The organism is Streptomyces achromogenes (assembly GCF_030816715.1).
Classification (GTDB): domain Bacteria; phylum Actinomycetota; class Actinomycetes; order Streptomycetales; family Streptomycetaceae; genus Streptomyces; species Streptomyces achromogenes_A.
Window position 1 is genome coordinate 3,317,587 of sequence record NZ_JAUSYH010000001.1, and the last position, 20,329, is coordinate 3,337,915.

A 20,329-nucleotide genomic window follows, 5' to 3' on the forward strand; every position below is an offset into this window, starting at 1 on the left:
ACTGGCGTGAGGGGACCGCGAGAATGGAAGAGGCACCGGAGCTGACGAGCGCGGGCGACCCCGCGTCGGAGGCCTGGCGGGCCAACGAGGAGGCGCACCGCGCACTCGCCGAGGAGCTGCGCGGCAAGCTGGCCGCGGCCCGGCTGGGGGGCGGTGAGAAGGCGCGGGCACGGCACACCGCGCGCGGCAAGCTGCTGCCCCGGGACCGGGTCGACACCCTCCTGGACCCGGGGTCGCCCTTCCTCGAGCTCGCCCCCCTCGCCGCCGACGGCATGTACGACGGGCAGGCGCCGGCCGCCGGCGTCATCGCGGGGATCGGGCGGGTGAGCGGGCGCGAGTGCGTGATCGTGGCCAACGACGCCACCGTCAAGGGCGGCACCTACTACCCGATGACGGTGAAGAAGCACCTGCGCGCCCAGGAGGTGGCGCTGGAGAACCGCCTGCCCTGCCTGTACCTGGTCGACTCCGGCGGGGCGTTCCTGCCGATGCAGGACGAGGTGTTCCCCGACCGCGAGCACTTCGGGCGGATCTTCTACAACCAGGCCCGGATGTCGGGGGCCGGCATCCCGCAGATCGCGGCGGTCCTCGGGTCGTGCACGGCCGGCGGTGCGTACGTGCCCGCCATGAGCGACGAGGCGGTCATCGTCCGCGGCCAGGGCACGATCTTCCTGGGCGGGCCGCCGCTGGTGAAGGCCGCCACCGGCGAGGTCGTCACCGCGGAGGAACTGGGCGGCGGCGAGGTGCACTCCCGGGTCTCCGGTGTGACCGACCATCTCGCCGAGGACGACGCGCACGCGCTGCGGATCGTGCGGAACATCGTCGCCACGCTCCCCGCGCGCGGCCCGCTGCCCTGGCAGGTGCGGCCGGCCGTGGAACCAAAGGTCGACCCCTACGGGCTGACCGGCGCCGTGCCGGTCGACTCCCGCACCCCCTACGACGTACGCGAGGTCATCGCGCGCGTGGTCGACGGCTCGCGCTTCGCGGAGTTCAAGTCCGAGTTCGGGCAGACCCTGGTCACCGGCTTCGCCCGGATCCACGGCCACCCGGTCGGGATCGTCGCCAACAACGGCATCCTGTTCTCGGAGTCCGCCCAGAAGGGCGCCCACTTCATCGAGCTGTGCGACCAGCGCGGGATCCCGCTGGTGTTCCTGCAGAACATCTCCGGCTTCATGGTCGGCAAGGACTACGAGGCCGGGGGCATCGCCAAGCACGGCGCGAAGATGGTGACGGCGGTGGCGTGCACGCGTGTGCCGAAGCTGACGGTCGTCGTCGGCGGGTCGTACGGCGCGGGCAACTACTCCATGTGCGGCCGGGCCTACTCGCCCCGCTTCCTGTGGATGTGGCCCAACGCCAAGATCTCCGTCATGGGCGGCGAGCAGGCCGCCTCCGTCCTCGCGACCGTCAAGCGCGACCAGCTGGAGGCCGGCGGCCAGGAGTGGCCCGCCGAGGACGAAGAGGCGTTCAAGGACCCCATCCGCGCGCAGTACGAGCGGCAGGGCAACGCCTACTACGCGACCGCCCGGCTGTGGGACGACGGGGTCATCGAACCGCAGGAGACCCGGCAGGTGCTGGGCCTGGCCCTGACGGCCTGCGCCAACGCGCCGCTGGGCGAGCCCCGGTTCGGCGTCTTCCGGATGTGAGGAGGGGACTTCATGTTTGACACAGTGCTCGTGGCCAACCGGGGCGAGATCGCCGTCCGCGTCATCCGCACGCTGCGCGCCATGGGCGTGCGCTCGGTGGCGGTCTTCTCCGACGCCGACGCGGACGCCCGGCACGTCCGGGAGGCGGACACGGCGGTACGGATCGGCCCGCCGCCCGCCGCGATCAGCTATCTGTCGGTCGAGCGGCTGCTGGAGGCGGCCGCCCGGACCGGCGCCCAGGCCGTCCACCCGGGATACGGCTTCCTGGCCGAGAACGCGGGCTTCGCGCGTGCCTGCGCCGACGCCGGGCTGGTCTTCATCGGGCCGCCCGCCGAGGCCATCGCCCTGATGGGCGACAAGATCCGGGCCAAGGCCACCGTGCGGGAGGCCGGGGTCCCGGTGGTGCCGGGATCGAGCGGCAGCGGTCTGACGGACGACCAGCTCGTCGCCGCCGCCCACGAGATCGGCGTGCCCGTGCTGCTGAAGCCGAGCGCGGGCGGCGGCGGCAAGGGCATGCGGCTGGTGCGCGACACCGCGGCGCTGGCCGAGGAGATCGCGGCCGCCCGCCGCGAGGCCCGTGCCTCCTTCGGCGACGACACGCTCCTCGTCGAGCGGTGGATCGACCGCCCCCGGCACATCGAGATCCAGGTCCTGGCCGACGGCCACGGCAACGTGGTGCACCTCGGCGAGCGCGAGTGCTCGCTCCAGCGCCGGCACCAGAAGATCGTCGAGGAGGCGCCGAGCGTCCTGCTGGACGAGGCCACGCGCGCGTCGATGGGCGAGGCGGCCGTGCAGGCGGCGCGCTCGTGCGGCTACCGGGGCGCGGGCACGGTGGAGTTCATCGTGCCGGGCGACGACCCGTCGGCGTACTACTTCATGGAGATGAACACCCGTCTCCAGGTGGAGCACCCGGTCACCGAACTGGTCACCGGACTCGATTTGGTGGAGTGGCAGCTGCGGGCGGCGGCCGGCGAGCCGCTGTCCTTCGGCCAGCAGGACGTCCGGCTGACCGGCCACGCGGTGGAGGCGCGGATCTGCGCCGAGGACCCCGCGCGCGGGTTCCTGCCGTCCGGCGGCACGGTGCTCCGGCTGCACGAGCCGCAGGGCGACGGCGTGCGCACCGACTCCGGGCTCAGCGAGGGCGCCGAGGTCGGCAGCCTCTACGACCCGATGCTGTCCAAGGTGATCGCCTACGGCCCGGACCGGGAGACCGCGCTGCGCAAGCTGCGTGCGGCCCTCGCGGAGACGGTCACGCTGGGCGTGCAGACCAACGCCGGGTTCCTGCGGCGGCTGCTGGCGCATCCGGCGGTGGTGGCGGGCGATCTGGACACGGGGCTGGTGGAGCGGGAGGCGGAGTCGCTCGTCTCCACCGACGTGCCGGAGGCGGTGTACGAGGCCGCGGCGGCCGTACGGCTCGACGCCCTGCGCCCCGCCGGCGACGGCTGGGTCGACCCGTTCTCGGTGCCCAGCGGCTGGCGGCTGGGCGGCGTACCCCGGCCCGTCGCCTTCTCGCTGCGTGTCACCGATCCGGTGGAGCACACCCCGCGCGGCACGCACGCCGTCGACGGCGACCGGGTGTCGGTGACGCTGGACGGGGTCCGGCACACCTTCCACCGGGCCGCCGACTGGATCGGGCGCGACGGCGACGCCTGGCACGTGCGCGATCACGACCCGGTCGCCGCCTCGCTCACCGGGGGCGCCCACGCGGGCGCCGACTCGCTCACCGCGCCCATGCCGGGCACGGTGACGGTCGTCAAGGTGGCCGTCGGCGACGAGGTGGCCGCCGGTCAGAGCCTGCTGGTGGTGGAGGCGATGAAGATGGAGCACGTCATCTGCGCCCCGCACGCCGGCACGGTCGCCGAGCTCGACGTGTCGCCGGGCTCGACGGTCGCCATGGACCAGGTGCTCGCCGTCGTCGCCCCGGCCGCCGACCCGGACGCCGTCCCCGCACAGGAGGACCGATGACACTCCCCATGGTCGTACCGGACCCCGGCCTGCCGGCCCGGGTGCGCGTCCACGAGGTCGGCGCACGCGACGGACTGCAGAACGAGAAGACGACCGTGCCGACGGCCGTCAAGGCCGAGTTCGTGCACCGGCTCGCCGGCGCGGGCCTCACCACCATCGAGGCCACCAGCTTCGTCCACCCCAAGTGGGTGCCCCAACTCGCCGACGCCGAGCAGCTGTTCCCGCTGCTGAGCGACGTGGACGCGGCGCTGCCGGTGCTCGTGCCGAACGAACGAGGACTCGACCGCGCGCTCGCCCTGGGCGCCCGCCGGGTCGCCGTCTTCGCCAGCGCCACCGAGTCCTTCGCCAAGGCCAACCTCAACCGCACGGTGGACGAGGCGCTGGCCATGTTCGAGCCGGTGGTGGCCCGCGCCAGGGCCGAGGGCGTGCACGTGCGCGGCTATCTCTCCATGTGCTTCGGCGACCCGTGGGAGGGCGCGGTGCCGGTCGACCAGGTCGTTCGGGTCTGCCGCGCCCTGCTCGACCAGGGCTGCGACGAGCTGAGCCTGGGCGACACCATCGGGGTCGCCACCCCGGGCCACGTCGCGGCGCTGCTGACCGCGCTGAACGAACAGGGCGTGCCCACCGGCGCGCTCGGCGTGCACTTCCACGACACCTACGGGCAGGCGCTCGCCAACACCCTCGCCGCACTCCGGCACGGCGTCACCACCGTCGACTCCTCGGCGGGAGGTCTCGGCGGCTGCCCGTACGCCAAGTCCGCCACCGGAAACCTCGCCACCGAAGACCTCGTGTGGATGCTGCAGGGCCTCGGCATCGACACCGGGGTCGACCTCGGCCGTCTCGTCGCCACGAGCGAGTGGATGGCCGGCCACCTGGGCCGACCCAGCCCGTCCCGCACCGTACGAGCCCTCGGTAACACGACACAGCCCCACAAGGAGCAGTGACCCCGACATGGACCACCGTCTCTCCCCCGAACTGGAAGAACTCCGCCGAACGGTCGAGGAGTTCGCGCACGACGTCGTCGCGCCCAAGATCGGCGACTTCTACGAGCGGCACGAGTTCCCGTACGAGATCGTCCGTGAGATGGGCCGTATGGGCCTGTTCGGGCTGCCGTTCCCGGAGGAACACGGCGGCATGGGCGGCGACTACCTCGCCCTCGGCCTGGTGCTGGAGGAACTGGCGCGGGTCGACTCGTCGGTGGCGATCACCCTGGAGGCGGGCGTCTCGCTGGGCGCCATGCCGATCCATCTCTTCGGCACGCCGGAGCAGAAGCGGGAGTGGCTGCCGCGGCTGTGCTCCGGCGAGATCCTGGGCGCGTTCGGGCTGACCGAGCCGGACGGCGGCTCGGACGCGGGCGCGACGCGCACGACGGCCCGCCTCGACCCCGACACGGACGAATGGGTCATCAACGGTTCCAAGTGCTTCATCACCAACTCGGGCACGGACATCACGGGGCTGGTCACCGTCACGGCGGTGACGGGCCGCAAGCCGGACGGCAGGCCACTCATCTCGGCGATCATCGTGCCGTCCGGCACCCCGGGCTTCACCGTCGCGAGCCCGTACTCGAAGGTCGGCTGGAACGCCTCCGACACCCGTGAGCTGTCCTTCTCCGACGTGCGCGTCCCGGCGGCGAACCTGCTGGGCGAGGAGGGCCGCGGGTACGCGCAGTTCCTGCGGATCCTCGACGAGGGGCGCATCGCCATCGCCGCGCTGGCCACCGGCCTCGCCCAGGGCTGTGTGGACGAGTCGGTGAAGTACGCGAAGGAACGGCACGCGTTCGGCCGTCCGATCGGCGCCAACCAGGCCATCCAGTTCAAGATCGCCGACATGGAGATGAAGGCCCACACGGCCCGCCTCGCCTGGCGGGACGCGGCCTCGCGGCTGGTGGCCGGCGAGCCCTTCAAGAAGGAGGCGGCGCTGGCGAAGCTGTACTCGTCGACGATCGCGGTGGACAACGCCCGCGACGCGACCCAGGTGCACGGCGGTTACGGCTTCATGAACGAGTACCCGGTGGCCCGGATGTGGCGCGACTCCAAGATCCTGGAGATCGGCGAGGGCACGAGCGAGGTCCAGCGCATGCTGATCGCCCGCGAGTTGGGCCTGACGGACTGATCCGGCGGGGCCGGTCCCCGGGGCGCCGCGCCACTCGCGCAGCCGGCCGGAAGTAACCCTGCCCGCCGCTCCCTCCGCGCACCGCGCGCTCCCGCGTCGGACAACTCCCTTGCTGCGGCGGCCTCGTGGACACATCATGGGGCCGCCGCGGCGTTCTTCGCTTCGACGGGCGAACGGCCGGACCACACCCGGTCCATCCCCCTGACGCCCACTCCGCCTTCGATGCACAGGCTGTGCACAGACAACGGGTGGGCACCGCCCCCGGCGTCCCGCACCCTGGGTCTGCCTTCTGGACATCAGCTGAGGTTAGGCTAACCTACATTCGAATCGTCCTCGGGTGATCCACCCCGTTCGAAAGTAGCCAGAGACATGTCCAACGCCAGAGCCGCCCGCCCCTCCCGCCGTGGCATCCTCGCCGCCGGTGGCGCCCTCGGCCTCGGCGCCGCGCTCGCAGCCTGCGGGAACGACGACGCGAAGAGCACGGGCTCCGGGTCGTCGGCGAGCGCCTCTGCCAAGTCCGGCCCCTGGAGCTTCAAGGACGACCGCGGCACCACGGTGAAGCTGGACGCGATCCCCGCGAACATCGTCGCCTTCACCGGCGTCGCCGCCGCCCTCTTCGACTACGGCATCCAGGTCAAGGGCGTCTTCGGCCCGACGAAGACCGCCGCGGGCAAGGCCGACGTCCAGGCCGGCGACATGGACGTCAGCAAGGTGACCGTCCTCGGCAACGTCTGGGACGAGTTCAACGTCGAGAAGTACGCGGCCCTCGCGCCGGACGTCCTCATCTCCACGATGTTCGACAACGCCGGCACCCTCTGGTACGTCCCCGAGGCCTCCAAGGACAAGATCGCGAAGCTCGCCCCGAGCGTGGGCATCTCGGTCTACGACCGGCAGCTGACCGCTCCGCTGCAGCGCATGTGGGAGCTGGCCGAGTCGCTCGGCGCCGACATGAAGGCGGCCGCGGTCACCGACGCGAAGAAGAAGTTCGAGGCCGCCGCGGCCCGGCTGCGCGCCGCCGCCAAGGCCAAGCCCGAGATCAAGGTGATGGCCGGTTCCGCGAGCGCCGAGCTGTTCTACGTCTCCGGCACGAACCTCTCGATCGACCTGGAGTACTTCAAGTCGCTCGGCGTGAACTTCGTCGAGCCGCCGGAGAGCGCCAAGGCCCAGGGCGGCGGCTGGTACGAGTCGCTGAGCTGGGAGAACGTCGACAAGTACCCGGCCGACATCATCATGATGGACGACCGCTCCTCGACCATCCAGCCCGCCGACATCACCGAGGCGACCTGGAAGAAGCTGCCCGCGGTGAAGGCGGGTCAGGTCATCGCGCGCTCGCCCGAGCCGATCCTGTCGTACGACAAGTGCGTGCCGCTGCTGGAGAACCTCGCCGCCGCGTTGGAGAAGGCGAAGAAGGTTTCCTGACAAACGGGTGACTTCGGTCGTGGGTGAGCTGCGGGCCCGTTGTGGCTGGTCACGCAGTTCCCCGCGCCCCTGAAAGCAGGTGAGTCACCCTCCCCACCTCCACAGGAGCACCCCCGTGACCACAGCCGTTGCCGCGCCCTTCCGGTTCTTCTCCCTCCAGGTCGTACGGACTCGGCGACTCGGAGCCTCTCTGATCCGGGTCACCTTCGCCGGGGAGGATCTCGAGCACTTCTTCTCCGACGGGCACGACCAGTCGCTGTCGCTGTTCCTGCCCCACCCCGGGGCAGGACGCGCCGGCCGTCCCCTGTGAACTGGGGGACGGCTGGTGGCAGGCGTGGCGCGAACTGCCGGACGGGGTACGGGCGGTGATGCGGTCGTACACCCTGCGCGCCCTGCGCCGCGACGCGCTCGGCCGCACCCGGGAGATCGACATCGACTTCGTGCTGCACACCCCGGCCGGTCCCGCCTCCGCGTGGGCCGCGCGTGCGGCCGCCGGGGACCGGGTCGTCCTGCTGGGCCCGGCCGTGGCCGACAACCGGGCGATCCGGTTCCGGCCGCCGCACGACAGCGACCTGGTGCTGCTGTGGGGCGACGAGAGCGCCCTGCCTGCCGTCGCCGCGATCCTGGAGTCCCTGCCGGCCGGGCGACGCGCCCGGGTGTGGCTGGAGACGCACGATGCCGGGAACGTACGGGAGTTGGCGACGGCGGCGGACGCCGAGGTCACCTGGGTCGTCGGGGAGGACTCCGTCGACGCCGTGCGCGCCGCCCGGCTCCCGGCCGCGACGCGTCCGTACGTCTGGATCGCGGGCGAGTCGGGGTGCGTGAAGGCGCTGCGGCGGCACTTCGTCCAGGAGCGCGGAATCGACCGGCGCCGCGTCACCTTCGTCGGGTACTGGCGCCGGGGCATGAGCGAGGAACAGCTCCGCGAGGCGGAGTAGGCGGCCCGACCACCGTGCCCCCGTGGGCAGTTGCGCCGAGCACCGACGTGATCACGGTCACGGCACAGGCATGACCGTGATCGCACACCTTAGGTTAGGCTAACCTAAGTTACCCCCCGCTCCCCTTTCGCCGTCCACCCGCGGACCCCGTCCCCACCCCCGGAGGACCCCACCATGCGCTCGCACCTGCTCAATGACACGACCGCTGAGCAGTACCGCCGCTCCGTGACCGAGGGAGTAGAGCGGGTCGCCGCCAAACTGGCTTCCACCGAGCGACCGTTCACCGGCATCACGGTCGACGCCCTCGCACCCCGCATCGACGCGATCGACCTCGACCGGCCGCTGGGCGACACCTCCGCCGTGCTGGACGAACTGGAGGAGGTCTACCTCCGCGACGCGGTCTACTTCCACCACCCCCGCTACCTCGCCCACCTCAACTGCCCGGTCGTGATCCCCGCCGTCCTGGGCGAGGCGGTCCTGTCCGCCGTCAACTCCTCCCTGGACACCTGGGACCAGTCGGCGGGCGGCACCCTCATCGAGCGCAAGCTGATCGACTGGACGAACGCCCGCATCGGCCTCGGGCCCGCCGCCGACGGCGTGTTCACCTCCGGCGGCAGCCAGTCCAACCTCCAGGCGCTGCTGCTCGCCCGCGAGGAGGCGAAGTCGGACTCCCCGGCGAAACTGCGCGTCTTCGCCTCCGACGTCAGCCACTTCAGCGTGAAGAAGTCCGCGAAGCTGCTGGGCCTCGCGCCGGACGCGGTGGTCTCCATCCCCGTCGACCACGACAAGCGCATGCAGACGGTCGCGCTCGCCCACGAGCTGGAGCGCTGCCGGCGGGACGGACTCGTCCCCATGGCCGTCGTCGCCACCGCCGGCACCACCGACTTCGGCTCGATCGACCCGCTGCCCGAGATCGCCGAGCTGTGCCAGCAGTTCGGCGCGTGGATGCACGTCGACGCCGCCTACGGCTGCGGACTGCTCGCCTCCGTGAAGCACCGGGACCGCATCGACGGCATCGAGCGCGCCGACTCCGTCACCGTCGACTACCACAAGTCCTTCTTCCAGCCGGTGAGTTCGTCGGCCGTGCTGGTGCGGGACGCGGCCACGCTGCGCCACGCCACCTATCACGCCGAGTACCTCAACCCGCGCCGCATGGTGGACGAACGCATCCCCAACCAGGTCGACAAGTCCCTGCAGACCACCCGCCGGTTCGATGCGCTCAAACTGTGGATGACCCTGCGGACCATGGGCGCCGACGGCGTCGGCCGGCTCTTCGACCAGGTCTGCGACCTGGCCGCCGAGGGCTTCGGCCTGCTGGCCGCCGACCCGCGCTACGACGTCGTGGTCCGGCCGTCGCTCTCCACCCTCGTCTTCCGCTACATCCCGGCCGCCGTCACCGACCCGGCCGAGATCGACCGGGCCAACCTCCACGCCCGCAAGGCCCTGTTCGCCTCCGGCGACGCCGTGGTCGCGGGCACCAAGGTCGGCGCCCGCCACTACCTGAAGTTCACCCTGCTCAACCCCGAGACGACGACCGACGACATCACGGCCGTCCTCGACCTGATCGCCGGCCACGCCGAGCAGTACCTGGGAGACTCCCTTGACCGCGCTTCCTGAGCCCGCCCCCGTGACCGGGACCCACGACTTCATCGGCATCGGGCTCGGCCCGTTCAACCTCGGCCTCGCCTGCCTGACCGAGCCGATCGACGCGCTCGACGGCGTCTTCCTGGAGTCCAAGCCGCACTTCGAGTGGCACTCCGGAATGTTCCTGGACGGCGCCCACCTGCAGACCCCGTTCATGTCGGACCTGGTCACCCTGGCCGACCCGACCTCCCCGTACTCCTTCCTGAACTACCTGAAGGAGAAGGGCCGGCTCTACTCGTTCTACATCCGCGAGAACTTCTACCCGCTGCGCGTCGAGTACGACGACTACTGCCGCTGGGCCGCCGACCGGCTGAGCAGCGTGCGGTTCTCCACGACCGTCGCCGAGGTGACCTACGAGGACGAGCTGTACGTCGTGCGGACGACCGCCGGCGAGGAGTTCCGCGCACGCCACCTCGTCCTCGGCACCGGCACACCCCCGTACGTCCCGGAGGCCTGCGCGGGACTGGGCGGCGACTTCACGCACAACTCGCGCTACCTCCGGCACAAGGCGGAGCTGCAGAAGAAGGAGTCGATCACGCTGGTCGGCTCGGGCCAGTCGGCCGCCGAGATCTACTACGACCTGCTCAGCGAGATCGACGTCCACGGCTACCGGCTGAACTGGGTCACCCGCTCCCCGCGCTTCTTCCCGCTCGAGTACACCAAGCTCACGCTGGAGATGACCTCCCCCGAGTACATCGACTACTTCCACGGGTTGCCCGAGCAGACCCGGTACCGGCTCACGGCCGAGCAGAAGGGCCTGTACAAGGGCATCGACGGCGATCTCGTCAACGAGATCTTCGACCTGCTGTACCAGAAGAACCTCGGGGGCCCCGTCCCCACCCGGCTGCTCACCAACTCCTCGCTCACCGGCGCGGCCTACGCCGACGGCGCCTACACGCTGTCCTTCCGCCAGGAGGAGCAGGGCAAGGACTTCGAGCTGACCTCACAGGGGCTCGTCCTGGCCACCGGCTACCGGTACACCGAGCCGGAGTTCCTCGCGCCGGTCCGGGACAGACTGCGCTACGACTCCCGGGGCAACTTCGACATCGGACGCAACTACGCCGTCGACGTCACCGGCCGGGGCGTGTTCCTGCAGAACGCGGGCGTGCACGCGCACAGCGTCACCTCGCCCGACCTCGGCATGGGCGCCTACCGCAACAGCCGCATCATCCGCGAGCTGCTCGGCAGCGAGTACTACCCCGTCGAGAAGACCATCGCGTTCCAGGAGTTCGGCATATGAACACCGTCAACGGCACCGCCGCGGCCGCCGTCGGCCGACTGTCCTTCCGTCCCCTCGACCCCCTCCGGGACGCCGAGCCGCTGCACCGCTGGGTGACGCATCCCAAGGCCGCCTACTGGATGATGCAGGAGGCGCGACTCGTCGACGTCGAGCGGGCCTACAGGGAGATCGCGGCGGACGAGCACCACCACGCGCTGCTCGGCCTGCACGACGGCGAGCCCGCGTTCCTCATGGAGTACTACGACCCCCGCCACCGCGAACTGGTCGGCCTGTACGAGCCGCGGCCCGGGGACGTCGGCATGCACTTCCTGGTCGCCCCCACCGAACGGCCCGTGCACGGGTTCACGCGGGCCGTGATCGCCGCCGTCATGGCCCGTCTCTTCGAGGACCCGGCCGTCGCCCGCGTCGTCGTCGAGCCGGACGTGTCCAACAAGGCCGTGCACGCGTTGAACGAGGCCGTCGGGTTCGTGCCCGAACGGGAGATCCAGAAGCCGGAGAAGCGGGCGCTGCTGAGCTTCTGCACCCGCGAGCAGTTCGCCTCGGCCACGGGGGTGACGGCATGAGCCTCGCCGACGCCGTGACCCATCTCTCCCCCGAGCGCTGGGAGAAGGCCAACCGCCTGCTCGTCCGCAAGGCCCTCGCGGAGTTCGCGCACGAACGCCTGATCACCCCCGAGGAGCAGGACGGCCGGTACGTCGTGCGCGGCGACGACGGGCTGACGGCGTACCGCTTCACCGCCGTCCGCCGCGCCCTGGACCACTGGCAGGTGGACGCCGGCTCGATCACCCGCACCCGCGACGGCGTCGAACTCCCCCTGGAGGCACTGGACTTCTTCATCGAGCTGCAGAAGAAGCTGGGCCTCAGCGACGCGATCCTGCCGGTCTATCTGGAGGAGATCTCCTCCACCCTCTCCTCCACCTGCTTCAAGCTGACCAAGCCGCCGATCACATCGGCGGAACTGGTCAGGAGCGGCTTCCAGGCCATCGAGACCGGGATGACCGAGGGCCACCCGTGCTTCGTCGCCAACAACGGACGGCTCGGCTTCGCCGTCCACGAGTACCTGTCGTACGCCCCGGAGACGGCGAGCCCGGTCCGGCTGGTGTGGCTGGCGGCCCACCGCTCACGGGCCGCGTTCACCGCGGGCGTCGGGATCGCGTACGAGTCGTTCGTGCGCGAGGAACTGGGCGAGGAGACGGTCGACCGGTTCGACCGGATGCTGCGCGAGCGGAACCTGGACCCGTCCGACTACCTCCTCATCCCCGTCCACCCCTGGCAGTGGTGGAACAAGCTCTCCGTCACCTTCGCGGCCGAGATCGCCCGCGGGAACCTGGTGTGCCTCGGCGAGGGCGACGACGAGTACCTGGCGCAGCAGTCCATCCGCACGTTCTTCAACCGGTCCCACCCGGAGAAGCACTACGTCAAGACGGCCCTGTCCGTGCTCAACATGGGCTTCATGCGGGGGCTGTCGGCCGCCTACATGGAGGCGACCCCGGCCATCAACGACTGGCTGGCCCAGCTCATCGACAACGACCCGGTGCTGAGGGCGAGCGGCCTGTCGATCATCCGGGAGCGGGCGGCCGTCGGCTACCGGCACCTGGAGTACGAGGCCGCCACGGACCGCTACTCGCCGTACCGCAAGATGCTGGCCGCGCTGTGGCGCGAGAGCCCCGTGTCCTCCCTCCGGGACGGCGAGTCGCTCGCGACGATGGCCGCGCTGCTGCACGTCGACCACGAGGGCAGGTCGGCGGCGGGCGCGCTGATCGGGCAGTCCGGGCTGCGCCCTGCCGAGTGGCTGCGCGCCTACCTGGAGGCGTACTACACGCCGCTGCTGCACTGCTTCTACGCGTACGACCTGGTCTTCATGCCGCACGGCGAGAACACGATCCTGGTGCTGAGGGACGGCGTGGTGCAGCGGGCGGTCTACAAGGACATCGCCGAGGAGATCGCCGTCCTGGACCCGGACGCGGTGCTGCCGCCCGAGGTCCGGCGCATCCGCGTCGAGGTGCCCGACGACACGAAGCTGCTGTCCGTCTTCACGGACGTCTTCGACTGCTTCTTCCGTTTCCTCGCCGCCGGTCTGGCCGACGAGGGGATCCTGGAGGAGGACGACTTCTGGCGCACGGTCGCCGAGGTCACGCGCGCGTACCAGGCGGCGCACCCCGAACTGGCCGACAGGTTCCGCCGGTACGACCTGTTCGCCCCCGAGTTCGCGCTGTCCTGCCTCAACCGGCTCCAGTTGCGCGACAACAAGCAGATGGTGGACCTGGCGGACCCGTCGGGAGCCCTCCAGCTGATCGGCACCCTGGAAAATCCCGTCGCGGGGTTCTGATCGGGCACGCGGGCGCCCCCGGGTACGGTCCCCTGGGGCGCCCGTCGCCGTGTTTGGAAGAATCCCCCCATGGCGGAAATCATCCAGCGCGACGGAACGTGGGTCTTCGACGGCGACGCCCTGCGGCTGACCCCGGGCCGGGACAAGAACGTCGGCCTGCTCCGCCGGACGCTGGGCGAACTGACCGTCCCCCTGGGCGCGTTGGCCGGCGTCTCGTTCGAGCAGGGCAAGAAGGCCGGACGGCTGCGGCTGCGGCTGCGCGACGGCGCGGACCCGCTGCTGCACGCGACCGGCGGCCGGCTGACCGAGCCGCACGACCCCTACCAGCTGACCGTCGAGTCCGACCGGTACGGCGTCGCCGAGTACCTCGTGGACGAGGTGCGCCGGGCGCTGCTGCTCGACGGGGTCCCGGCCGGTCCGGTGGACGCCTATCTGCTGCCCGGCCCCTCCGTGCCCCTGTCGGTGTCCGCCGGGGACGGCACCGCGAGCTTCGACGGGGAACGGGTGCGCCTGGAGTGGAACTGGAAGACGGAGGAGTCCAAGGCCTCGGCCGGCGCCCGCAGTATCGGCGTCGCCGAGATCGAGAGCGTGGAGTGGCAGCCCGCGGTCGGTCTCGAGAACGGTTGCCTGCGTTTCCGGCTGCGGCACGCGCCGACGAAGGCGCCGGCCAAGTACGACCCCAACGCCGTGGAACTGTGGGGGTTCAAGAAGGACCCCCTGATGGCGCTCGTCGCCGCGGCCGTGCAGGCCCGGCTGCCCCACCCGGCCGCCGCCCCCGGGGACGCGCTGCCGCCGTCCACGTCGTCGGTGTCGTCGGCGTCGTCCGCGCCGGGCCTGCCGCCGGGAGCCGTGCCCTCCCCCGCGCCCGGCCACGACCACGACGCCCTGCTGCGCCGGCTGCGCGAGCTCGGCGAGCTGCACCGCGACGGCGTGCTGACGGACGACGAGTTCGCCCTGGCCAAGCAGGCGGTCCTGCACCGCATGTGACGCGGACGAGGACCGCGTGCCGGCGTGGGCTGCGGGTGGACGTCCGGGGTGCGCGGCGGGTGTGCGCCCCGCCCTCCGGGCGCACACCCGCCGAAGGCGCTACTTCGCCCTGCGGGCCACCGTGAAGTGGTCGACCTGCTCGCCGCTCTCGGCGATCCCGCGGACCGTGAGCGTGGCCGTACGGCCCTTGGCGGCGGGGGTGACGTCGACGCGCAGGAACGAGTAGTCGAGGTAGCGCACCCGCGACCAGGAGACGGTCTCGTTCTGCTTGCCGCCCTTGAGGTTGACGAACGAGGCGACGGACTCGACCTCGTTCTCGTGGCCCTCGTACGACAGCGGCGCGGTGAACGAGTACAGGCTGCGGCCGGCCGCGCCCGCGGTGACATAGACCACACCCTCGGTCTCGGGGTAGGCCGTGCCGCCGATCGGGAGCTTCTTGGCGACGGCGCCCTTCTTGATCACGTCGGTGCGCTCGTACTGGTGGTTGTGGCCGTTGACGACCAGGTCCACCGTGTACTTCTCGAAGAGCGGCACCCACTCCTGGCGCACGCCCCCCTCCGAGGCGTGCGAGGTGGAGGTGCAGTAGGCGCAGTGGTGGAAGAAGACCACGACGAAGTCGACGTCCCTGGACGCGCGGTACTTCTTCAGCTGCGCCTCCAGCCACGTGGTCTGGGTGCCGCCGGAGATGCCGAGGTTGGCCGGGATCTCGAAGGAGATGTCGTTGGCGTCGAGCGAGACGACCGCCGTGTTGCCGTGGACGAAGGTGTAGACGCCGGGGAGGTTCTCGGGGTCCGGGCCGTTGTCGGGGAGGTTCCAGCGGGCCTCCTCGCCGCCGTAGCCGTTGGGTGAGTACCAGGCCTCCATGTCGTGGTTGCCGTAGGCCGGCATCCACGGGACGGACTTGGCGACGGACTCGGTCTGGGCGAGGAACTGGTCCCAGATCCGCGAGTCGAAACCGGTGTCGGAGGTCTGGCCGGAACCGGACGGGTCGGCGTAGGCGATATCCCCGGCGTGCAGGTGGAAGGCGGGGTTCTGGCCGAGGAGCAGGCTGTTGTTGGCGAGGCCGTGGTAGCCGACGCCCTCGTCGCCGAAGGCGGTGAAGGTGAACGGCGCCTTGTGGGCGGGCGCGGTGGTGAAGGTGCCCAGGGTGCCGAGCAGACGGGCCTCGGCCGGGTCGAAGCCGGCGTGGCCGACGCCGTAGTAGTACGTCTTCCCGGGCTTGAGGCAGGTGAGCTTCGCGTGCAGGTAGTACTGGGTGTGGTTGCCGCTGGCGCCGACCCCGGCCGGTGTGAACAGCGTGCGGACCTCGGCCTCGATCTTGCGGGAGAGGTCCCCGGGGTGCGCGCCGATGCGGATGAACGGCTTCTTCACCGCGACCGGCACCTGCCAGGAGACGGTCATCTCGGTGCGCGGGTCGTTGCCGTAGGCGAGGTGACGGCCGAAGGGGGCGACGAGAGCGCCGTCGACGGTCTCGGTGTGCGAGAGCGGCTGGGTGGGAACGGCGGCCCGGGCCGTGGCGCCCGTCACGAACGCGCCACCGGTGACGGCGCCCAGCGTGACCGCGCCGCCTCTGATCATCGTGCGCCGGGAGAACCTGGTGCGCAGGTACTCGTGCTGTTCGGCCATGCTCATGCGTTCGGCGAGCCGGTCGGGTACGCCCATGCGAGGAGTGTCCATGACGTCTGAAAGTCGTCGTCGCGGACGACGGGCCGCCGGACGCCACATGGACGGCGCACGAACAGGGGCTCATAACACATTCAATGTTCCGCCAAGGCTCCTTAACAGGCGCCTGCCCGAAACCGGGCAGGTTTCTTGCGAAACCGGCTCTCGTACCCCAGGATCTACCGGGTGCACGACGAACTTGTTGATCACCTGACGCGTTCCACGCCCCTCCAGCGGGGCGAGGCGCTGCGGGTGATCCAGGATGTGCTCGCCTACTTCGACGAGACGACCGAGAACTACGTCCGTCGCCGCCATCGCGAGCTCCAGGCCCAGGGCCTGGTGAACGCGGAGATCTTCGGACAGATCGAGGCGGACCTGAAATACCGGGCGGTCGCACCGCCGGAGCTCTCGCTCCGGCAGCTGCGGCGCATCGTCTACGGCTGATCGAAAGCTTGGGGATACCTTTATATGTGCGGAATCGTCGGATACATCGGCAAGCGCGACGTCGCGCCCCTGCTGCTGGAGGGACTGCAGCGCCTGGAGTACCGCGGGTACGACTCCGCGGGCATCGTCGTCACCTCCCCGAAGACGGCCGGCCTGAAGATGGTCAAGGCCAAGGGCCGGGTCCGTGACCTGGAGGCCAAGGTCCCGGCGCGCTTCAAGGGCACGACCGGCATCGCGCACACCCGCTGGGCCACCCACGGCGCCCCCTCCGACGTGAACGCCCACCCGCACATGTCGGCCGACCTGAAGGTCGCCGTCGTCCACAACGGCATCGTCGACAACGCCTCCGACCTGCGCAGGAAGCTCGAGGCCGACGGCGTCGAGTTCCTCTCCGAGACGGACACCGAGGTGCTCGTCCACCTCATCGCCCGCTCCCAGGCCGAGAAGCTCGAGGACAAGGTCCGCGAGGCGCTGCGCGTCGTCGAGGGCACCTACGGCATCGCCGTCATGCACGCCGACTTCAACGACCGCATCGTCGTGGCCCGCAACGGCTCGCCGGTCGTCCTCGGCATCGGCGAGAAGGAGATGTTCGTCGCCTCGGACATCGCCGCTCTGGTCGCCCACACCCGTCAGATAGTCACCCTCGACGACGGCGAGATGGCCACCCTCAAGGCCGACGACTTCCGCACGTACACCACCGAGGGCACCCGCACCACGGCCGAGCCGACGACCGTCGAGTGGGAGGCCGCCTCCTACGACATGGGCGGCCACGACACCTACATGCACAAGGAGATCCACGAGCAGGCCGACGCCGTGGACCGCGTGCTGCGCGGCCGCATCGACGACCGCTTCTCCACCGTGCACCTCGGCGGCCTCAACCTGGACGCCCGCGAGGCGCGCCAGATCCGCCGCGTGAAGATCCTCGGCTGCGGCACGTCGTACCACGCGGGCATGATCGGCGCCCAGATGATCGAGGAGCTGGCCCGCATCCCCGCGGACGCCGAGCCGGCCTCCGAGTTCCGTTACCGCAACGCGGTCGTGGACCCCGACACCCTGTACATCGCCGTCTCGCAGTCCGGTGAGACGTACGACGTGCTGGCGGCCGTGCAGGAGCTGAAGCGCAAGGGCGCCCGGGTGCTGGGCGTGGTCAACGTGGTCGGCTCGGCGATCGCCCGCGAGGCGGACGGCGGCGTGTACGTGCACGCGGGCCCCGAGGTCTGCGTCGTCTCGACGAAGTGCTTCACCAACACCACCGTGGCGTTCGCACTGCTCGCCCTGCACCTGGGCCGCACCCGCGACCTGTCGGTGCGCGACGGCAAGCGGATCATCGAGGGGCTGCGCAAGCTGCCCGGCCAGATCGCGGAGATCCTCTCCCAGGAGGAGGAGATCAAGAAGCTGGCCGAGGAGTTCGCCGAGGCCCGCTCGATGCTCTTCATCGGCCGCGTCCGGGGCTACCCGGTGGCCCGCGAGGCCTCCCTGAAGCTGAAGGAGGTCTCGTACATCCACGCCGAGGCCTACCCGGCCTCCGAGCTCAAGCACGGCCCGCTGGCCCTCATCGAGCCCGCCCTGCCGACGGTCGCGATCGTCCCGAACGACGACCTGCTGGAGAAGAACCGCGCGGCCCTGGAGGAGATCAAGGCCCGCAGCGGCCGGATCCTCGCGGTGGCCCACGAGTGCCAGGAGAAGGCCGACCAGACGATCGTCGTCCCGAAGAACGAGGACGAGCTCGACCCGATCCTCATGGGCATCCCGCTCCAGCTCCTCGCCTACTACACGGCGAAGGCGCTCGGCCGGGACATCGACAAGCCGCGCAACCTCGCGAAGTCGGTGACGGTCGAGTAGCCGAGCCGAACAGGGACACCGAGCGGCCCCCCGCGTGCGCCACCCGCACGCGGGGGGCCGTTCTCGCGCCGGGGACGCCCGGCTTGGCTCCCCGGCGCCGGCTGCCGTTCAGCCCGCGGCCGTCACTCCGGGGCGGGCAGCGCGTCGGGAGAACGCGGTGGGCCAGTGGGCCAGCGCCGCCGTCGCCGCGTACCAGGCGACCGCGCCCGCCGCGACGGCGAACCAGCCACCCGCCTTGGTGAGGGCGTCGCTGTCGGCGAACCGGGCGACGGCCATCAGCACGAGCCCGGCGCAGAACAACCCGTAGGCGCCCTGGCCGAGCTGGTCGCCGCCGGCGAGGGTCAGGGAGAGCGCCACCAGGGCGAACAGAAGCAGGAAGAGCCCCGCCGCGTTGTCGGAGGCCTGGGTTCCGGCGGAGACGGCCCAGGTGAACCAGAAGGCGCCGAGGACGGTGCAGGCGGTGCCGGTGGCCGCGTCACGGTCCCGGAGGGCGAACAGGCCGGCGACGAACAGGGCGACGCCGCCGATGTAGTGGGCGATGGATACGGCGTCCGCAGCCGTCACACCGTCGATGAGGTCGGTGTACCCGAGACCGAAGGCCAACAGGGTGACGCCGAGGGCGAGTCGGCCGGCGATCGTGGTGGTGCTGCTTCCCGCAGAGACGGCGTTGTCCACGGCGGGGCTCCCTTCAGGCATGTGCAGTTGTGTGAGCGATATATGCCCTTCACAAAGGCACAAACACCTCTACGCGCCAGTAGGTTCACGCTGCGCGCACGGCGCGCGGGTACCCCTTCGGATGTCACCCCGCCTGAGGGAACGGCCATTCACGGAATGACGACGACGGGCCGCTTGGCCCGCTTGGCGAGCCGCCCCGCGACGGAGCCGAAGAGCCGGCCGACGAGACCGTGCGTCGAGCCGACGACGATCGCGTCCGCCTCGTACTCCCGCCCCACCTCTTCGAGTTCGTGGCAGATGTCGCCGCCGCGCTCGACCAGGATCCAGGGCACCTCGGCGAGGTAGTCCGCACACGCCAGCTCCAGACCGAGCACCTCGGTGCGGTGGTCCGGCACGTCGACGAAGACCGGAGGCTCACAGCCGGCCCACACCGTGGTGGGCAGCCGGTTGGCGACATGGACGATGATCAGCCCCGAGCCGGAGCGATGCGCCATGCCGATGGCGTACGCGAGAGCGCGCTCGCTGGACGTGGAGCCGTCGAAGCCGACGACCACGCCGTGCTTGAAGGCGGGATCGCAGGAATGACGTGCTTCTTCCGCCGCCAGGGGCTCGGCCGCCGTGGGATCGGCGACGGGCCGCTTGCGGTCCGCGGGTTCGAAGAATTCGTGACCGGCCATGGCTGTCTCGGCGTATCGATCCTTATACGGGTGCGACGGCGGTGAGCGGCGGAGCTGTCCGGGAATGGTCTTCCCCACCCCATACCCCCAAGGGTACGGCGGCACGCCTCCTGGGCCCAGAGCCCGCACACCCTCGGTGGGGGTTCCAGGGAGCATGCACGAGCGGACGCCCGTAACGCAATGGTTGCTGCCCCGTACAGGCGGTTTGCACATGGTTCGCTCGTACCGGACGCGCCGCGGCAGTGACCGACCGCCCGAACAGGCGTTGAACCCTTGTACCGCCGCCCGCCCCGCCCGCCCGCGCCGCCAGTCGCCTCCCTTCGCCCCGCCGCCCCGCCGCCCCGCCGCCCCGCCGTCCGGGAAGGAGCCCGCCCCGTGCCCTCGCCCCGCGTCCGCCCCGAGGACCACCCCGGCGACGACCGGACCACCGCCCTGATCCGCTGGTCGGCCTTCACCTGCGTGCTCGTCCCCGTGGTCCTGCTCTGGTACGGGACCTCGCCGGCCGGCGCGGCCGGCACCGCCCTCGGCCTCGCCGCCGTCACGGCCGTCTGCCGGCTGCTGCTGCGCCGGTCCGAGCGGTTTCCGGCCCGGCTGTTCGCCGAGGAGCAGACGCCGCAGGCGCACCACCGCGGGCGCCGCCAGCGGACCGGAACGGGGTCGCACCGTGGCGCTCGTCACTCCGGGGGAAACTCACCGGTCGGTTGACCGGTTTTCACACATGGACCCGCTTCTTTTCAGCCAACTTCCGGTCTGTG

The 20,329-nt window shown here is 71.0% G+C and carries 16 protein-coding genes and 1 pseudogene; 14 read left to right on the top strand and 3 right to left on the bottom strand.

The window, feature by feature from the left end:
• Positions 1 to 23 precede the first annotated feature (23 nt).
• From QF032_RS14870 to QF032_RS14920, 11 genes and pseudogenes are all read left to right on the top strand, one after another.
• Positions 24 to 1,640 carry a carboxyl transferase domain-containing protein gene (locus QF032_RS14870; RefSeq protein ID WP_307043162.1) on the top strand — a complete coding sequence of 539 codons (1,617 nt, stop codon included), beginning with the start codon at positions 24 to 26 and terminating at the stop codon, positions 1,638 to 1,640.
• A 12-nt stretch (positions 1,641 to 1,652) separates the two neighbouring features.
• Positions 1,653 to 3,605: an acetyl/propionyl/methylcrotonyl-CoA carboxylase subunit alpha gene (locus QF032_RS14875; RefSeq protein WP_307056199.1), complete on the top strand. Its 1,953-nt coding sequence runs from the start codon at positions 1,653 to 1,655 to the stop codon at positions 3,603 to 3,605.
• A complete protein-coding gene (locus tag QF032_RS14880; protein WP_307043166.1) occupies positions 3,602 to 4,549 on the top strand; it encodes a hydroxymethylglutaryl-CoA lyase in 948 nt (315 codons plus the stop codon). Before QF032_RS14875 ends, QF032_RS14880 begins: the two co-directional genes overlap by 4 nt.
• Before the next feature lie 7 nt (positions 4,550 to 4,556).
• Entirely contained in the window at positions 4,557 to 5,717 is a 1,161-nt protein-coding gene (locus QF032_RS14885) for an acyl-CoA dehydrogenase family protein (RefSeq protein WP_306952157.1), read from the top strand.
• A 369-nt stretch (positions 5,718 to 6,086) separates the two neighbouring features.
• Positions 6,087 to 7,136, top strand: coding sequence for an ABC transporter substrate-binding protein (locus tag QF032_RS14890; RefSeq protein WP_307056200.1), 1,050 nt, complete (start codon positions 6,087 to 6,089; stop codon positions 7,134 to 7,136).
• Positions 7,137 to 7,251: 115 nt separating this feature from the next.
• Positions 7,252 to 8,074, top strand: a pseudogene (locus QF032_RS14895) (siderophore-interacting protein).
• A gap of 174 nt (positions 8,075 to 8,248) precedes the next feature.
• Positions 8,249 to 9,691 carry a lysine decarboxylase DesA gene (gene desA, locus QF032_RS14900; protein WP_307056201.1) on the top strand — a complete coding sequence of 481 codons (1,443 nt, stop codon included), beginning with the start codon at positions 8,249 to 8,251 and terminating at the stop codon, positions 9,689 to 9,691.
• Positions 9,675 to 10,958 (top strand): lysine N(6)-hydroxylase/L-ornithine N(5)-oxygenase family protein, encoded by a 1,284-nt coding sequence (locus QF032_RS14905; protein ID WP_307056202.1) that lies wholly within the window; start codon positions 9,675 to 9,677, stop codon positions 10,956 to 10,958. Before desA ends, QF032_RS14905 begins: the two co-directional genes overlap by 17 nt.
• The gene (locus QF032_RS14910; RefSeq protein ID WP_307043176.1) at positions 10,955 to 11,521 is read left to right on the top strand and encodes a GNAT family N-acetyltransferase; all 567 of its coding nucleotides are present in this window, start codon (positions 10,955 to 10,957) and stop codon (positions 11,519 to 11,521) included. The genes QF032_RS14905 and QF032_RS14910 overlap by 4 nt, the downstream gene beginning before the upstream one ends.
• Entirely contained in the window at positions 11,518 to 13,287 is a 1,770-nt protein-coding gene (locus tag QF032_RS14915) for an IucA/IucC family protein (RefSeq protein ID WP_307056203.1), read from the top strand. Before QF032_RS14910 ends, QF032_RS14915 begins: the two co-directional genes overlap by 4 nt.
• 69 nt (positions 13,288 to 13,356) lie before the next feature.
• Positions 13,357 to 14,274: a DUF4429 domain-containing protein gene (locus QF032_RS14920; RefSeq protein WP_307043179.1), complete on the top strand. Its 918-nt coding sequence runs from the start codon at positions 13,357 to 13,359 to the stop codon at positions 14,272 to 14,274.
• Positions 14,275 to 14,373: 99 nt separating this feature from the next.
• On the opposite strand, the gene QF032_RS14925 is transcribed toward QF032_RS14920, so the two are convergent.
• Positions 14,374 to 15,936: a purple acid phosphatase family protein gene (locus QF032_RS14925; protein WP_307056204.1), complete on the bottom strand. Its 1,563-nt coding sequence runs from the start codon at positions 15,934 to 15,936 to the stop codon at positions 14,374 to 14,376.
• Positions 15,937 to 16,122: 186 nt separating this feature from the next.
• Between QF032_RS14925 and QF032_RS14930 the strand changes: the two genes are divergently transcribed.
• Both QF032_RS14930 and glmS read left to right on the top strand, forming a co-directional pair.
• Positions 16,123 to 16,380, top strand: coding sequence for a hypothetical protein (locus QF032_RS14930; RefSeq protein WP_057574519.1), 258 nt, complete (start codon positions 16,123 to 16,125; stop codon positions 16,378 to 16,380).
• A gap of 24 nt (positions 16,381 to 16,404) precedes the next feature.
• Positions 16,405 to 18,222, top strand: coding sequence for a glutamine--fructose-6-phosphate transaminase (isomerizing) (glmS, locus tag QF032_RS14935; RefSeq protein ID WP_266718047.1), 1,818 nt, complete (start codon positions 16,405 to 16,407; stop codon positions 18,220 to 18,222).
• 108 nt (positions 18,223 to 18,330) lie between these two features.
• On the opposite strand, the gene QF032_RS14940 is transcribed toward glmS, so the two are convergent.
• Together QF032_RS14940 and QF032_RS14945 are read right to left on the bottom strand one after the other, a co-directional pair.
• A complete protein-coding gene (locus QF032_RS14940; RefSeq protein WP_307050095.1) occupies positions 18,331 to 18,897 on the bottom strand; it encodes a GPR1/FUN34/YaaH family transporter in 567 nt (188 codons plus the stop codon).
• Between the two features lie 149 nt (positions 18,898 to 19,046).
• A complete protein-coding gene (locus tag QF032_RS14945; RefSeq protein WP_107443814.1) occupies positions 19,047 to 19,574 on the bottom strand; it encodes a universal stress protein in 528 nt (175 codons plus the stop codon).
• A gap of 375 nt (positions 19,575 to 19,949) precedes the next feature.
• On the opposite strand from QF032_RS14945, the gene QF032_RS14950 reads away from it, so the two are divergent.
• Positions 19,950 to 20,279 carry a hypothetical protein gene (locus tag QF032_RS14950; protein ID WP_307056205.1) on the top strand — a complete coding sequence of 110 codons (330 nt, stop codon included), beginning with the start codon at positions 19,950 to 19,952 and terminating at the stop codon, positions 20,277 to 20,279.
• Positions 20,280 to 20,329: the final 50 nt, after the last annotated feature.